Origin of the sequence: Cytobacillus sp. FSL W7-1323, assembly GCF_038595015.1 — a bacterium.
GTDB lineage: Bacteria > Bacillota > Bacilli > Bacillales > Cytobacillaceae > Cytobacillus > Cytobacillus kochii.
The window spans coordinates 15,587-30,402 of the sequence record NZ_CP151998.1; the positions used below are offsets into that span (position 1 = coordinate 15,587).

A 14,816-nucleotide genomic window follows, 5' to 3' on the forward strand; every position below is an offset into this window, starting at 1 on the left:
GGTCAAAAAAATGTGGGAAACTAAATTTGAAAAAGAAGGTTTAACTTTTGATGATGTACTGCTTGTCCCTGCTAAATCTGAGGTATTGCCGAAAGATGTCGATTTGTCGGTGAGACTGTCTGAAAAGGTAAAATTGAATGTTCCAATTATCAGTGCTGGTATGGATACAGTAACTGAAGCTGAAATGGCTATTGCAATGGCACGCCAGGGTGGATTAGGTATTATTCACAAAAACATGTCCATTGAGCAACAGGCAGATTTAGTTGATAAAGTCAAACGCTCTGAGAGTGGCGTTATTTCTGATCCGTTTTTCCTTACTCCCGAACAACAAGTGTATGATGCTGAACATTTAATGGGCAAATATCGTATATCAGGTGTTCCAATTGTAAATAATCTTGACGAACAAAAACTTGTTGGTATTATTACAAACCGTGACCTTCGTTTCATTCAAGATTTCTCTATTAAGATCTCTGATGTAATGACGAAAGAAAACTTAGTAACTGCTTCAGTAGGTACAACGCTACAAGAAGCAGAAAAAATTCTGCAAAAGTATAAAATTGAGAAATTACCTCTTGTTGATGATAATGGTGTATTAAAAGGTCTTATTACTATTAAAGATATTGAAAAAGTCATTGAGTTCCCTAACTCAGCGAAAGATGCACAAGGTCGTTTACTTGCTGGTGCAGCAATCGGTATAACAAAAGATACAATGAAAAGATTAGAGTTACTTGTTAAAGCTCAAGTTGATGTAGTAGTAGTCGATACGGCTCACGGCCACTCAGCGGGCGTTATTAATACAGTAAAAGAAATTAAAGACAAATACCCTGACCTGACAGTTGTAGCAGGTAATGTAGCTACTGCTGAAGGTACACGTGCATTGTTTGAAGCTGGAGCTGATGTTGTAAAGGTAGGTATTGGACCTGGATCTATTTGTACAACTCGTGTGGTAGCAGGTGTTGGCGTGCCACAAATTACAGCGGTATATGATTGTGCAACAGAAGCACGTAAACATGGTAAAGCGATTATCGCTGATGGTGGGATTAAGTATTCAGGAGATATCGTGAAAGCATTAGCTTCTGGTGGACATGCAGTTATGCTAGGAAGTATGTTAGCTGGTGTATCTGAAAGTCCAGGTGAAACTGAAATTTTCCAAGGACGTCAATTTAAAGTTTATCGTGGAATGGGATCCGTTACTTCTATGGAAAAAGGATCAAAGGATCGTTACTTCCAAGAAGATAATAAGAAATTCGTTCCAGAAGGCATTGAAGGACGTATTCCATTTAAAGGTTCATTAGCAGATACGATTTATCAGTTAGTTGGTGGCGTTCGCTCTGGTATGGGTTACTGCGGGGCAGCAAATTTAGAATTCTTAAGAGAAAATGCACAGTTTATCCGTATGACAGGTGCTGGTCTTAAAGAAAGTCACCCACATGATATCCAAATTACGAAAGAAGCACCAAATTATTCATTATAATTTTTTTAAAAAAGTAAGAGGGCTGGTCCTCTTACTTTTTTTTGCCTGGAAAGATATCAGACTTTCGTCATTGTTAGCAAAACACACAATGTTTTCTCAGGCGGATTGACCTAAGGAATAGAGAAAGAAAAGGGATGTTCATGAAAACGCCAAGATTAGGAAAAGGTTGTTTGTATCCATGAAGGACATCTTATGATAAAATAACAAAAGCTGAAAAAAAAGTTGGAGGGCTTTGGAATTGAGAAGAAAAGGATATCGTAAAGTTGTTGCAAGTTTCTTGGTGTTGATTATGGTGTTAGGCATTCTTCCAAATGTACATAAAGCAAGTGCAAAAGAAGATATACTTAATATTAATGCAGATGCAGCTATTCTAGTAGATGCAGAAACAGGTAGAGTTTTATACGGGAAAAACATTGATAAGGTGCTTGGTATTGCAAGTATGTCAAAAATGATGACCGAGTATCTTTTATTAGAAGCTATTGATGAAGGTCGAGTATCATGGGATCAAGAGTATGCTGTAAGTGAGTACGTTTGGAAAGTGTCTCATGACACAGCGCTTTCGAATGTTCCTCTTAGAAGAGATGGGACATACAGCATTAAGGAATTATTTGAAGCAATGACTATTTATTCCGCAAATGGAGCAACAATTGCCATTGCTGAGACAATTGCTGGATCTGAAAAGAACTTTGTGCAAATGATGAATGAAAAAGCAGAGGAATTAGGGTTAGAAGATTATAAATTCGTCAATTCTTCTGGTTTAAATAACAAGGATTTAAAAGGTTACCATTCGACAGGTAATGAAGATGAAGAAAATGTGATGTCTGCTAGAGCAACAGCTAAACTAGCGACAACGCTCCTCACGGATTTTCCTCAAGTTTTAGAAACAGCAAGCATTCCTAGAAAAACATTTAGAGAAGGCACTGAAGATAAAATTGATATGGAAAATTGGAACTGGATGTTACCTGAACTGGTCTACGGCTATGAAGGTGTAGATGGGTTAAAGACAGGGACAACTGATTTTGCAGGTTCTTCTTTTACAGGAACAGCTGAACGTGATGGGAAAAGATATGTAACAGTTGTTATGAATGCTAAAGGTGGCGGCGATTCTGGTTATAATCAAGCTAGATTCGACGAAACAAAGAAAATGTTTGATTACGCGTTCTCTAATTTTGATAAAAAAGAGATCGTTCCTGCTGGCTATCAAGTGAAAGATAAAGAAAAACTTGCCGTTGAAAAAGGGAAAGAAAATGCAGTAGCGATTGAATCAAAAGAGGCCATTACATTAACTGTTAAAAATGGCGAAGAAGAGAATTATCAACCAAAGCTTGTGATTAATGAAGATTTATTAAATGATCAAGGTCAATTAACAGCTCCTGTAAAAAAAGGTGATGTTGTTGGTTATTTAACGGTTGAAGATAAAGATGGTAATGCGATTGAATTTTTAAATGCTAACCAAACAAGAGTTGATGTCATCGCTTCTGAATCGGTTGAAAAAGCGAACTGGTTCGTTTTATCTATGCGTGGTGTTGGTGGATTCTTTGGAGATGTTTGGGACAGTGTTGCATCTACTGTTAAAGGTTGGTTTTCTTGAATAATGTAGTTGCATTTGGCTTATAATTATAGTAAATTATGTATTACTAATAAGTTGAATAAAAGAAAGCATAAAGAAGGAAGTAGTATCAAGTACACTTTTGCCATAGAGAGCTGGTGGTTGGTGCAAACCAGACAAAAGCACTTGAGAATCCATCCTTTGCGTAGAGCTTGGAACACATTTTTTGTAAGTAAAAGCTCTCGGGTAAACCTCGTTAAAGATTTAAAGTGAAAAGTATGGACTATACTTTTAACTAGGGTGGCAACGCGGGTAACTCTCGTCCCTTTATAGGGGACGGGAGTTTTTTGTTTTCACAAATTGAATATGGAGGGAAAGGCTATGTTAGATATCAAATATTTAAGGGCTAATTTTGCTGAAGTAAAAGAAAAACTAGAAAAACACCGTGGGGAAGATATTTCTGATCTTGAGAAGTTTGAGGATTTGGATGTAAAACGCCGAGAATTACTTGTAAAAACGGAAGAGCTTAAAAGCAAAAGAAATGAAGTATCACAGCAAGTGGCTGTTTTAAAACGAGAGAAAAAAGATGCGGACCAATTAATTGCTGAAATGAGGCAAGTTGGTGACCAAATTAAGGATTTAGACCATGAGTTACGTGAAGTAGAAGCTGAATTAGAGCTTATCTTACTCAGTATTCCAAACATCCCACATGAAAGTGTACCCGTTGGGGAGACAGAGGATGACAATGTCTTAGCTTGGCAATGGGGAGAAGTAAAGGGATTTGATTTTGAATTTAAACCGCATTGGGATATAGCAACTGAGCTTGGAATTTTAGATTTTGAACGAGCAGGAAAAGTAACTGGCAGTCGTTTTGTATTTTATAAAGGGTTAGGTGCTAGATTAGAGCGCGCATTGTATAACTTTATGTTGGACCTCCATACAGAAGAACATGGATACGAAGAAGTCCTACCACCATATATGGTTAATCGTGCAAGTATGACAGGTACAGGACAATTACCAAAATTTGAAGAGGATGCATTTTTAATTGAGAGTGAGGATTATTTCCTTATTCCAACGGCGGAGGTACCCATCACGAATATGCATCGCGATGAAATTTTAAGTGCTGATCAATTACCAATTAATTACGCCGCATTTAGTGCGTGCTTCCGTTCTGAAGCTGGCTCAGCTGGCCGTGATACGAGAGGTCTTATTCGTCAGCATCAGTTTAATAAGGTTGAGCTTGTGAAGTTTGTTAAACCAGAAGACTCTTATAACGAGTTGGAGAAATTAACAAAAAATGCAGAGAAGGTTTTACAACTGCTTGGTTTGCCTTATCGCGTCATGAGTATGTGCACTGCTGATTTAGGATTCACAGCTGCGAAGAAGTACGATATTGAAGTATGGATGCCTAGCTACGATAATTATCGAGAAATTTCTTCTTGTAGTAACTTTGAAGCTTTCCAAGCGAGACGTGCAAATATCCGCTTCCGTCGTGATGCTAAAGGTAAGCCGGAGAATGTTCATACATTAAATGGCTCTGGGTTAGCAGTGGGACGTACAGTCGCTGCGATATTAGAAAATTATCAACAAGCTGATGGTAGTGTGGTTATTCCAGAAGTACTTCGCCCTTATATGGGGAATAAAGAAGTGATAAATCCAGCAAAATAAGTAAGATGATAGGGTCTGTTTCTTAGGACAGATCCTATTTTTAAAGTTCTAACATGCATGTTTGTGAATTTATGCAAAAAATCTATTGACTTCTATTTCAATAGATGATATATTATTTCTTGTCGAAACGGAGGAATACCCAAGTCCGGCTGAAGGGATCGGTCTTGAAAACCGACAGGGGTGTTAAAGCCCGCGGGGGTTCGAATCCCTCTTCCTCCGCCATTATAACTTTTAACATGCGCATAATTAATTGGAGATATGGAGTCGCTACTTTATAGTAGCGGCTTTTTTTATTTTTAAGCAAAAATCAGCCTGTACCATTTAAGTACAGGCAAATATTTTATATTGTTTGTTTTAATGTGTGGCCGACTTTTTCGAGTACTTGATCGATGTCTGATGGATTAGAGACAAGGTCATATTCATTAATATTTAATCGTAAAATAGGACATGCACTAAATTGATCAATCCAGGTTTCGTAGCGCTCGTGCATCTCTTTCCAATAATCAATGGAGGTTTGTTGTTCCATTGGACGCCCACGTTCTTTAATGCGCGCCAGTATATCTTCTAGGGAGCCCTCCAAATAAATTAAAATATCAGGGTGTGGGAAATAGGGTGTCATAACCATCGCCTCGAAAAGGCTTGTATAGGTTTCATAATCAACTGGTGACATTGTTCCTTTTTCATAATGCATTTTAGCAAAAATGCCGGTATCTTCATAAATAGATCGATCTTGAATGAATCCTCCACCATATTCGAACATCCGTTTTTGTTCTTTAAATCTTTCAGCAAGAAAATAAATCTGTAAATGAAAGCTCCATCTTTCAAAGTCGGCATAAAACTTGTCTAAATAAGGATTTGTGTCCACTTTTTCAAAAGAAGTGCGGAAGTTAAGTGCTTCTGCTAAATAATTGGTCATTGTTGATTTTCCGACACCAACCGTTCCTGCTACAGTGATGATTGCGTTATTTGGTATGCCGTAGTTATTTCTATTCATGCTTTTGTGCTCCTTGTTTGTATACTCGTTGTTACCATATCAATAATGTATTGCAGGTCATTCTTATTATGAACAAAGTCCAATTGATCACCATCAAGGTGAAGGATAGGGATATCTGGATGTTGTTTTTCAAATGCCTGCATTTTAAGATCGTAATCAATGGATAATTGTTCAAGATAGAGAGGACTTATATTTTTTTCTATTTCGCGTCCACGCTTTTCAATTCTTTTTAGTAAAGTATCTAAGCTTGCCCGCAAATAAATAATGATATTTGGTCTCGGCATATCATCCGTTAAAATATGATAGATTTGCTCATATTTTTCATATTCAGGTGCTTCAAGAGATTTACTAGCAAAAATCAAGTTTTTAAAAATATGATAATCAGCTACGACAGGCATATCATTCAAAATATAACGGTCTTTTATATCCTTCAGCTGTTTATATCGATTACATAAGAAAAACATTTCAGTTTGAAAACTCCACTCATCGATATTCTCATAAAACTTTCCGAGAAATGGATTTTCATCGACGATTTCCTTTAATAGATGGTAGTTAAAATGGGTGGAAAGGGCTGTAGCTAGCGTGGTCTTGCCTACGCCAATCGGCCCTTCCACTGTAATAAAAGGTACTTGATTCATCTATTTGTCTCCCCCTAAGCTAACATAACTTCCATTTTAACACAGGTCAGACCTCTATGAAGAATGAAAAAATAGACAGGAGATTAAAATAGATTTAACGTTTTACGACATTAAAATTTTCATCAATGAGGAGCCAGTTTTGTGGAAAGTCTAGACCGAGTTTCCAGTAGCTTACTCCTCTTAGCTTTAACTCTTTCAATAAATCAAATTTCGCTTGAATGGAACGGGCATCTTCAAACCAAACCTCATGTCTTTTTCCTTCGTTGTCTGTGTATAAAAAGAAGGGTGCTTGTGCTTCTTGGTCGTATTGAATGGCCACATTATTTTCTAGGGCAATCTGTATAGCTTGTTGTGGACTAATAGCACGTGCAATCGTTCCTTGAACAAAAGGAAGCGTCCAATCATAGCCGTATAGATTTTGCCCCATCATAATTTTTTCAGGCGGGATTTCTGTTATTGCATATTCAAGGACATCTCTCACGGGTCCAATAGGTGAAACGGCCATAGCAGGTCCTCCACTATATCCCCATTCATATGTCATGATGATGACAAAGTCGACAATTTCGCCATGTGCTTTATAATCGTGGCCTTCATACCATTTCCCTTTTTGATCTGCGCTAGTTTTAGGAGCAAGGGCAGTTGATATGAGCCAGCCTTCTTGGTGGAAGCGATCACGTGCTTTTATTAGGAATTGGTTATAAGCTTCTTTATCTTCTGGTCGAATGAATTCAAAATCAAAATGGATATCTTTGAAGTTGTATTTTTTTGCTGTTGCAACAATATTGTTGAGGAATGTGTTTTGAATGTCTTGATCGTTGAGTAGTATGCTTGCTAGCTCATCACTAAATTGTGCGTTTTCTTGATTAGATATGACCATCATGAGGACATTTTGATTTTGTTCAGCGATAGCAGGTAATTCATCTAAAGGCGGCTCTTGCAACGAACCATCTCTTAGCGCTTGAAAGTTAAATGGTGCTAAATAAGTAAGATGGGGTGCTGCACTTCTTGAAGCTTCTATTAAGTTTTCCGAGACGGTGTCTCCTCTAGGCTCAACATAGGCGTTTATTTCGGCAGATGTTTTTGGACGCTCGGGAATGTATAAGCGTAGACCAACCCTTAAAGGGTTTGTTTGTGAGATTTGATTGATATTTACAAGCTCTTCCACCGTGAGGCCGTATCGTTGTGCAATTAAATAGAGTGTATCGCCAGGCTGTACCCAATAAAAGCTACCAATGATTGGAATAACAAGCGTTTGACCGACCACAAGTTGATTAGGATTCTGTAATTCATTCGCATCGATTAAATCTTGTATGGTTGTGCTATAGGCCATCGCTATACCACTTAACGAATCATTCTGTCTTACCACATGTATTTGCAAGTAAAACCCTCCCTAAATGTTTCAGTATAGATCAAATACAGGCATTCAAAATTTAATGATTTAATTACACTATAAATAACTTATGAAGGGAGTGGGCAATACATGATACATTCATGGCAAAGGGTCGATATTTGCTTTCAACACATCTTTCATCATAATCAAGGCGTTTTCGTTATCGTGGTCATCATTAGAAGCAATGCAGTTAGCGGGTATATGTAATTTATACTCTCTCATATAAGCATCGTTTGCAGAGAAAAGCACACAAATGTTTCCTGCCAAACCAACCATTATTAGCTTATCGATGGCTAATTGATTTAAGAGTGTATTAAGTGCAGTACCGTAGAATGCAGAATGTTTCGGTTTGATTAGAAAGTAATCGTCACTTGATGGTCTTATTGTTTGGATAATTGGTGAACTTATGGGATTGTTGCAGTAGGCCATTATCTTTTCAATATCAGCTTTCCAGAGCTGGTAATGGTCATTGATATAAATTACCGGTAACTTGTGTTGGTGAAATTGGTTTCTAATAAGATTAATGCTTGTGGTCATTTTTAAAGCTTTTTTAGCCAGTACTTCGCCATGTTTAAATTGAAAATCATTAATCATGTCAATAATAATTAATGCCGTTTGCTTCTCGGTTATTAAATTCAATCAAAATCAACCCCTTTTAATTAAGAAAAGATATAAGGATTTCAAACGTTACCTATTGAGATAAAAGGTGAGCTTTTACGTTTTTTATTGTTTGTAAAAGCAAAGAGAATTACACTGAAAGAAACGCTATGGTATTTAAAGGAATGAAGTAAATGAGTATAGATGAACAATTTATGTTAGAAGCGATAAAAGAGGCAGAAAAGGCAAGAGAGATTAATGAAGTTCCAATTGGTGCTGTCATTGTATTAAATGGACAAATAATTGCCCGTGGGTATAATTTACGGGAAACGGCACAAAAAGCGACTGCGCATGCAGAATTACTTGCGATAGAAGAAGCATGTGAGAAGCTCGGTACATGGCGATTAGAGGACACAACCCTTTATGTTACACTCGAGCCTTGTCCGATGTGCGCGGGTTCTATTGTTCTTTCACGAGTGAAACGGGTGGTTTACGGAGCGACTGATCCAAAAGGTGGATGTTGCGGGACATTAATGAATTTGTTAGATGACACAAGGTTTAATCATCAATGTGAGGTGGTTGCTGGAGTAATGGGTGAAGCATGTGGGGAACTGTTATCCACGTTTTTTTCACAATTACGAGCTAGAAAAAAGGCTGAAAAGAAGCTTTTAAAAGAACAAAAGAAGCAAGAGGAATGTTAGGCATTGCAATTTTAATTTAAAAACAGTATACTGAATATGCGTCGAAATGACGCAACTTAAATATTGGTATCAATTTTGCCGTGCTAGGTGGGAAGGTAGCGGTGTCCTGTACTCGCAATCCGCTCTAGCGAGACTGAATTCCTATTCTGAGGCTGATGTCCTGTAGGGTCTGCCTTTAGTAAGTGGTGTTGACGCTTGGGTCCTGCGCAATGGGAACCCATGAACCATGTCAGGTCCGGAAGGAAGCAGCATTAAGTGGACTCTCTCATGTGCCGCAGGGTTGCCTGAGCTGAGCTAACTGCTAAAGTAACGCTTATGGGCGTCAGTCGAAGATAGGTGCACGGCAGTTATATACATATAATTATAAAACTCATTCTTCAAGAATGAGTTTTTTGTTTTTTTCCTATCCTTTTTTGTAAAATAGAAAATAGATACGTTATAATAAATACGACACTAAAAGAAGGGGGCGTGCCAATTGAGTTATCAAGCATTGTATCGTGTATGGCGCCCACAAACATTTCTTGATGTAGTAGGGCAAGAGCATGTAACAAAAACATTGCAAAACGCCCTGCTTCAGGAAAAAATTTCGCATGCTTATCTTTTTACTGGACCAAGAGGAACCGGTAAAACGAGTGCGGCGAAAATTTTAGCTAAGGCCGTAAACTGTGAAAGAGCACCAATTAATGAACCATGTAATGAATGTGATGCGTGTAAAGGGATTACTGATGGGTCCATACCAGATGTCATTGAGATTGATGCCGCATCTAATAATGGTGTAGAAGAGATTAGAGATATAAGAGATAAAGTGAAATATGCACCAAGTGCGGTTAAGTATAAAGTTTATATTGTTGATGAGGTGCATATGTTGTCAATGGGAGCATTCAATGCGCTCCTAAAAACATTAGAAGAACCACCCCAGCATGTTATTTTTATATTAGCAACGACAGAGCCGCATAAGATTCCACTAACAATCATTTCTAGATGTCAGCGCTTTGATTTTAAAAGAATTACTGCGACTTCGATTGTGAATCGTATGCAAATGATTATAGATGAAAGTGGTGTCCATTGTGATACCCAAGCACTACAAATTATTGCCAGAGCTGCTGAGGGTGGTATGCGTGATGCCTTGAGTTTATTGGATCAAGCAATTTCATTTAGTGATGAGAGTGTAACAGTTGATGATGCTCTAGCTGTTACAGGTGCTGTTTCCCAAGGTTTCCTTAATCAGTTAGCAACAGCTATCGTTGATCATGATGCAGCTAACGGCTTAGAAATATTAGGCGAACTTCTTTTTCAAGGGAAAGATCCTACACGATTTGTAGAAGATTTTATTCTTTATTATAGAGATATGCTATTATATAAAGCAGCACCTAATCTTGAAGAATCGATGGAAAGAGTTCTTTTAGAAGAAACATTCATTGAGTTAGCAGAAAAGGTGTCACAAGAACAAATTTATCACTTGATCGAACAATTAAATAAAACACAGCAAGAGATGCGCTGGACGAATCATCCAAGAATTTTTTTAGAAGTAGCAATTGTGAAACTTTGTCAGCAAGAACAAATTAAAGGGCAAAGTGCTGAAGATGTTCAACCATTAATTACACGGATTGATCAATTAGAAAAAGAGTTATCACAAATAAAAGCGCAAGGTGTTAAAGTATCAGAAGAATCAGTAGCACCTCAAGCGAAAAAGCCACAGCGTGTATCTAAAAAAGGATATCAAGCGCCTGTAGGTCGAATAAATGAGGTGTTGAAGCAGGCAACAAAACAGGACTTAATGATGGTCAAAAGTCATTGGGGTGAAATGTTAGAACGCCTCGTACACAATCAAATGCGCTCACAAGCAGCATTACTAAACGAAGCAGAGCCTGTTGCTGCATCTGATCAAGTTTTTATTATAAAATTCAAATATGAAATTCATTGTCAAATGGCGATGGAGAATCATAAATTTATTGAAACCCTAACGCAATCTTTGTTTGAACTAAGCGGAAAGAGGTTTCAGGTCTTAGGTTTACCAGATGAACAATGGCAGTCCATTCGCCAATCATTTCTTCAGTATCAAAAGGCGAATGGAGATGATACAGCAGAGGATATGGGAAATGAGGAAGAAGATCCTGTTGTATCTGAGGCAATGAAATTATTTGGTGAAGATCTTATTGAAATTAAAGATTAAATAAATATTAGGAGGTAAGGAACTATGCGTGGTATGGGTAATATGCAAAATATGATGAAGCAAATGCAAAAAATGCAAAAGAAAATGGCGCAAGCGCAAGAAGAATTAGGAGAAGAAAGAATTGAAGGAACAGCTGGCGGTGGCATGGTAACTGTCATTGTTTCTGGTCATAAAGAAGTTTTAGAAGTAAATATTAAAGAGGAAGTTGTTGATCCTGAAGATATCGAAATGCTTCAAGATTTAGTGTTAGCAGCAACAAATGACGCGATTAAAAAATGTGATGAATTAACAAATAATACAATGGGGCAATTCACAAAAGGTATGAACTTGCCAGGGATGTTTTAATACGGATAAACGAAAAGAAGCGCCGCTGGTTTTCCTGAGCGGCGTTTTTTAAAGCATTCACTATCAGACTAGGAGTCAAAGAGAAGAGTTATATGAGAAAGAGTTTGTTGTTAAACGTCTCTCGGTCAAATGCTCTCGTCTTTGATGAAAGAGGGGGAGACAGATATGCATTATCCTGAACCGATATCAAAACTGATTGATAGTTTTATGAAGCTTCCAGGAATCGGACCGAAAACAGCCGCTCGGTTGGCCTTTTTTGTATTAAGTATGAAAGAAGACACTGTACTAGATTTTGCTAAGGCATTAGTGAATGCGAAGAGAAATCTATCTTATTGTTCTGTGTGTGGCCATATAACAGATCAGGATCCTTGTTATATATGTGAAGACCAAAGGAGAGATCGATCAGTCATATGTGTTGTGCAAGACCCTAAAGACGTTATCGCCATGGAAAAAATGAAGGAGTTTAATGGTTTGTACCATGTTTTGCATGGTGTTATTTCGCCAATGGATGGTATCGGCCCAGAAGATATTAATATTCCCGATTTGTTAAAACGATTACAGGATGAAACCGTCCAAGAAGTCATCTTGGCTACCAATCCTAATATTGAGGGCGAGGCAACAGCAATGTATATTTCTCGTCTCATTAAACCTTCTGGTATTAAGGCGAGCCGCATAGCTCACGGATTACCAGTAGGAGGAGACCTTGAATATGCTGATGAAGTAACACTTTCAAAAGCTTTAGAGGGAAGAAGAGAAGTATAGTGAGAGGTGTATGCGATGTTCTTTCGTAAAAAAGGATGGCTTCGTAAGGAATATGATGAGAAGTTATTAGATCAGTTAAAAGAATTAAAGGATGAATGGAAGAATCAAAAATCTCTAATTGAAAAAAGTTTTGATCCTTCAGCAGAAGCAATTAGTGAAGCTAAGCTTGCTGAGGCAAAATATTTTTATCTGTTCAAGGAAGCAAAAAAAAGAAACGTTAGTGTTCGATATTAATTTTTATACCTCCTCAAGGTCTTTTTTTAGGTGCTTGTTCATACATTGGTTGTACAAGTTTCCTTAAATAGAGGGGGTTTTTTATTTGGAGCCAGTTTGGATTATCTCAGGGTTAGGTATTCTCATTCTCTTTCTATTAGTAGCAGGTGCCTCGTTTCGACCAATTAAGTGGATTGGACAAGGCCTTATAAAAGTAATCATTGGTGCACTCTTATTATTTGTACTAAATACAGTAGGAAATCAATTTGGTATTCATTTGCCTATTAATATAGCTACTGTAGCCATTAGTGGGATATTAGGTGTGCCGGGTATATGCGCGCTAGTGGCAATAGAAATGTATGTCATATAAGTGTCAAAGTATAATGGAATAGGTAATCAGTTACGTATTTCTAGTAACTGATTTTTTCTTTTAAAATATTGTTGACATATTAATATAATGCTGATAATATATTAAGAGTCGTCACAACGACACAACATCCTTTAAAACTTTAAAGAAAAAACTTTTTTAAAAAAGCATTGACATATAATGCGTAGGATGATATATTAGTAAAGTCGCTTCTGAAGCGAATGAGATTGTTCTTTGAAAACTGAACGAACGTAAAACGTCAAGCGTAATTCTAAAAAAGCTGATTTATCAGCAACAAAGCACCATAGGTGCAAATGAGCTAATCAAACACTTTATTGGAGAGTTTGATCCTGGCTCAGGACGAACGCTGGCGGCGTGCCTAATACATGCAAGTCGAGCGAATCTGAGGGAGCTTGCTCCCAAAGATTAGCGGCGGACGGGTGAGTAACACGTGGGCAACCTGCCTGTAAGACTGGGATAACTCCGGGAAACCGGGGCTAATACCGGATAATATCTATTTATACATATAATTAGATTGAAAGATGGTTCTGCTATCACTTACAGATGGGCCCGCGGCGCATTAGCTAGTTGGTGAGGTAACGGCTCACCAAGGCGACGATGCGTAGCCGACCTGAGAGGGTGATCGGCCACACTGGGACTGAGACACGGCCCAGACTCCTACGGGAGGCAGCAGTAGGGAATCTTCCGCAATGGACGAAAGTCTGACGGAGCAACGCCGCGTGAGTGATGAAGGTTTTCGGATCGTAAAACTCTGTTGTTAGGGAAGAACAAGTATCGGAGTAACTGCCGGTACCTTGACGGTACCTAACCAGAAAGCCACGGCTAACTACGTGCCAGCAGCCGCGGTAATACGTAGGTGGCAAGCGTTGTCCGGAATTATTGGGCGTAAAGCGCGCGCAGGCGGTTCCTTAAGTCTGATGTGAAAGCCCACGGCTCAACCGTGGAGGGTCATTGGAAACTGGGGAACTTGAGTGCAGAAGAGGAAAGTGGAATTCCAAGTGTAGCGGTGAAATGCGTAGAGATTTGGAGGAACACCAGTGGCGAAGGCGACTTTCTGGTCTGTAACTGACGCTGAGGCGCGAAAGCGTGGGGAGCAAACAGGATTAGATACCCTGGTAGTCCACGCCGTAAACGATGAGTGCTAAGTGTTAGAGGGTTTCCGCCCTTTAGTGCTGCAGCAAACGCATTAAGCACTCCGCCTGGGGAGTACGACCGCAAGGTTGAAACTCAAAGGAATTGACGGGGGCCCGCACAAGCGGTGGAGCATGTGGTTTAATTCGAAGCAACGCGAAGAACCTTACCAGGTCTTGACATCCTCTGACAATCCTAGAGATAGGACTTTCCCCTTCGGGGGACAGAGTGACAGGTGGTGCATGGTTGTCGTCAGCTCGTGTCGTGAGATGTTGGGTTAAGTCCCGCAACGAGCGCAACCCTTGATCTTAGTTGCCAGCATTTAGTTGGGCACTCTAAGGTGACTGCCGGTGACAAACCGGAGGAAGGTGGGGATGACGTCAAATCATCATGCCCCTTATGACCTGGGCTACACACGTGCTACAATGGATGGTACAAAGGGCTGCAAGACCGCGAGGTTTAGCCAATCCCATAAAACCATTCTCAGTTCGGATTGTAGGCTGCAACTCGCCTACATGAAGCCGGAATCGCTAGTAATCGCGGATCAGCATGCCGCGGTGAATACGTTCCCGGGCCTTGTACACACCGCCCGTCACACCACGAGAGTTTGTAACACCCGAAGTCGGTGGGGTAACCTTTTGGAGCCAGCCGCCTAAGGTGGGACAGATGATTGGGGTGAAGTCGTAACAAGGTAGCCGTATCGGAAGGTGCGGCTGGATCACCTCCTTTCTAAGGAATATACGGAATTAACTTGATGTTAGACTGTTCGTTCAGTTTTGAGAGTATAATCTCT

General features: G+C 39.1%; 13 protein-coding genes, 1 tRNA gene, 1 rRNA gene, 1 other RNA gene and 1 other annotated feature. Of the genes, 12 read left to right on the forward strand and 4 right to left on the reverse strand.

Going from position 1 to position 14,816, the window contains the following annotated elements; all coding sequences use genetic code 11:
• The first annotated feature begins 10 nt into the window (after positions 1-10).
• The 4 genes from guaB (at position 11) to MKX67_RS00085 (ending at position 4,913) form a co-directional block, all read left to right on the forward strand.
• The gene (gene guaB, locus MKX67_RS00070) at positions 11-1,474 is read left to right on the forward strand and encodes an IMP dehydrogenase (protein WP_095371321.1); all 1,464 of its coding nucleotides are present in this window, start codon (positions 11-13) and stop codon (positions 1,472-1,474) included.
• Between the two features lie 289 nt (positions 1,475-1,763).
• Positions 1,764-3,065, forward strand: coding sequence for a D-alanyl-D-alanine carboxypeptidase family protein (locus tag MKX67_RS00075; protein ID WP_307319499.1), 1,302 nt, complete (start codon positions 1,764-1,766; stop codon positions 3,063-3,065).
• A gap of 62 nt (positions 3,066-3,127) precedes the next feature.
• Positions 3,128-3,353 (forward strand) — a binding site (T-box leader).
• 51 nt (positions 3,354-3,404) lie between these two features.
• Positions 3,405-4,691, forward strand: coding sequence for a serine--tRNA ligase (gene serS / locus MKX67_RS00080; protein ID WP_307319491.1), 1,287 nt, complete (start codon positions 3,405-3,407; stop codon positions 4,689-4,691).
• A gap of 129 nt (positions 4,692-4,820) precedes the next feature.
• Positions 4,821-4,913: transfer RNA gene (locus MKX67_RS00085), tRNA-Ser, on the forward strand.
• Positions 4,914-5,031: 118 nt separating this feature from the next.
• Here MKX67_RS00085 and MKX67_RS00090 read toward each other — a convergent pair.
• From MKX67_RS00090 to MKX67_RS00105, 4 genes are all read right to left on the reverse strand, one after another.
• Positions 5,032-5,685, reverse strand: a complete 654-nt coding sequence (locus MKX67_RS00090) for a deoxynucleoside kinase (RefSeq protein WP_095371318.1) — start codon at positions 5,683-5,685, stop codon at positions 5,032-5,034.
• A complete protein-coding gene (locus tag MKX67_RS00095) occupies positions 5,682-6,323 on the reverse strand; it encodes a deoxynucleoside kinase (RefSeq protein ID WP_251163652.1) in 642 nt (213 codons plus the stop codon). The genes MKX67_RS00090 and MKX67_RS00095 overlap by 4 nt, the downstream gene beginning before the upstream one ends.
• A gap of 94 nt (positions 6,324-6,417) precedes the next feature.
• On the reverse strand, positions 6,418-7,701 hold the full coding sequence (locus MKX67_RS00100) for a glycoside hydrolase family 18 protein (protein WP_224939300.1): 1,284 nt from the start codon (positions 7,699-7,701) through the stop codon (positions 6,418-6,420).
• Positions 7,702-7,812: 111 nt separating this feature from the next.
• Complete coding sequence (locus tag MKX67_RS00105) at positions 7,813-8,343, reverse strand: isochorismatase family cysteine hydrolase (RefSeq protein ID WP_095373566.1); 531 nt, start codon at positions 8,341-8,343, stop codon at positions 7,813-7,815.
• Between the two features lie 161 nt (positions 8,344-8,504).
• Here MKX67_RS00105 and tadA point away from each other — a divergent pair, with 161 nt between their 5' ends.
• The 8 genes from tadA (at position 8,505) to MKX67_RS00145 (ending at position 14,752) form a co-directional block, all read left to right on the forward strand.
• Positions 8,505-9,011, forward strand: coding sequence for a tRNA adenosine(34) deaminase TadA (gene tadA / locus MKX67_RS00110; protein ID WP_095371315.1), 507 nt, complete (start codon positions 8,505-8,507; stop codon positions 9,009-9,011).
• A 78-nt stretch (positions 9,012-9,089) separates the two neighbouring features.
• Positions 9,090-9,355, forward strand: an RNA gene (ffs, locus tag MKX67_RS00115) — signal recognition particle sRNA large type.
• Between the two features lie 131 nt (positions 9,356-9,486).
• On the forward strand, positions 9,487-11,184 hold the full coding sequence (dnaX, locus tag MKX67_RS00120; RefSeq protein ID WP_095371314.1) for a DNA polymerase III subunit gamma/tau: 1,698 nt from the start codon (positions 9,487-9,489) through the stop codon (positions 11,182-11,184).
• Between the two features lie 24 nt (positions 11,185-11,208).
• Entirely contained in the window at positions 11,209-11,529 is a 321-nt protein-coding gene (locus tag MKX67_RS00125) for a YbaB/EbfC family nucleoid-associated protein (RefSeq protein WP_095371313.1), read from the forward strand.
• Between the two features lie 165 nt (positions 11,530-11,694).
• Positions 11,695-12,291: a recombination mediator RecR gene (gene recR, locus MKX67_RS00130; protein ID WP_095371312.1), complete on the forward strand. Its 597-nt coding sequence runs from the start codon at positions 11,695-11,697 to the stop codon at positions 12,289-12,291.
• 15 nt (positions 12,292-12,306) lie between these two features.
• Positions 12,307-12,525 (forward strand): YaaL family protein, encoded by a 219-nt coding sequence (locus tag MKX67_RS00135; RefSeq protein WP_095371311.1) that lies wholly within the window; start codon positions 12,307-12,309, stop codon positions 12,523-12,525.
• Between the two features lie 85 nt (positions 12,526-12,610).
• On the forward strand, positions 12,611-12,874 hold the full coding sequence (locus tag MKX67_RS00140; RefSeq protein ID WP_095371310.1) for a pro-sigmaK processing inhibitor BofA family protein: 264 nt from the start codon (positions 12,611-12,613) through the stop codon (positions 12,872-12,874).
• A gap of 329 nt (positions 12,875-13,203) precedes the next feature.
• Positions 13,204-14,752: ribosomal RNA gene (locus MKX67_RS00145) — 16S ribosomal RNA — on the forward strand.
• Positions 14,753-14,816 lie beyond the last annotated feature (64 nt).

What these genes read in the sequence shown, in the direction of transcription:
- guaB (WP_095371321.1), top strand. Translation starts at nt 11, where the DNA reads ATGTGGGAAACTAAATTTGAAAAAGAAGGTTTAACTTTTGATGATGTA.
- MKX67_RS00075 (WP_307319499.1), top strand. Translation starts at nt 1,764, where the DNA reads ATGGTGTTAGGCATTCTTCCAAATGTACATAAAGCAAGTGCAAAAGAA.
- serS (WP_307319491.1), top strand. Translation starts at nt 3,405, where the DNA reads ATGTTAGATATCAAATATTTAAGGGCTAATTTTGCTGAAGTAAAAGAA.
- MKX67_RS00090 (WP_095371318.1), bottom strand. Translation starts at nt 5,685, where the DNA reads ATGAATAGAAATAACTACGGCATACCAAATAACGCAATCATCACTGTA.
- MKX67_RS00095 (WP_251163652.1), bottom strand. Translation starts at nt 6,323, where the DNA reads ATGAATCAAGTACCTTTTATTACAGTGGAAGGGCCGATTGGCGTAGGC.
- tadA (WP_095371315.1), top strand. Translation starts at nt 8,505, where the DNA reads ATGAGTATAGATGAACAATTTATGTTAGAAGCGATAAAAGAGGCAGAA.
- MKX67_RS00125 (WP_095371313.1), top strand. Translation starts at nt 11,209, where the DNA reads ATGCGTGGTATGGGTAATATGCAAAATATGATGAAGCAAATGCAAAAA.
- recR (WP_095371312.1), top strand. Translation starts at nt 11,695, where the DNA reads ATGCATTATCCTGAACCGATATCAAAACTGATTGATAGTTTTATGAAG.
- MKX67_RS00135 (WP_095371311.1), top strand. Translation starts at nt 12,307, where the DNA reads ATGTTCTTTCGTAAAAAAGGATGGCTTCGTAAGGAATATGATGAGAAG.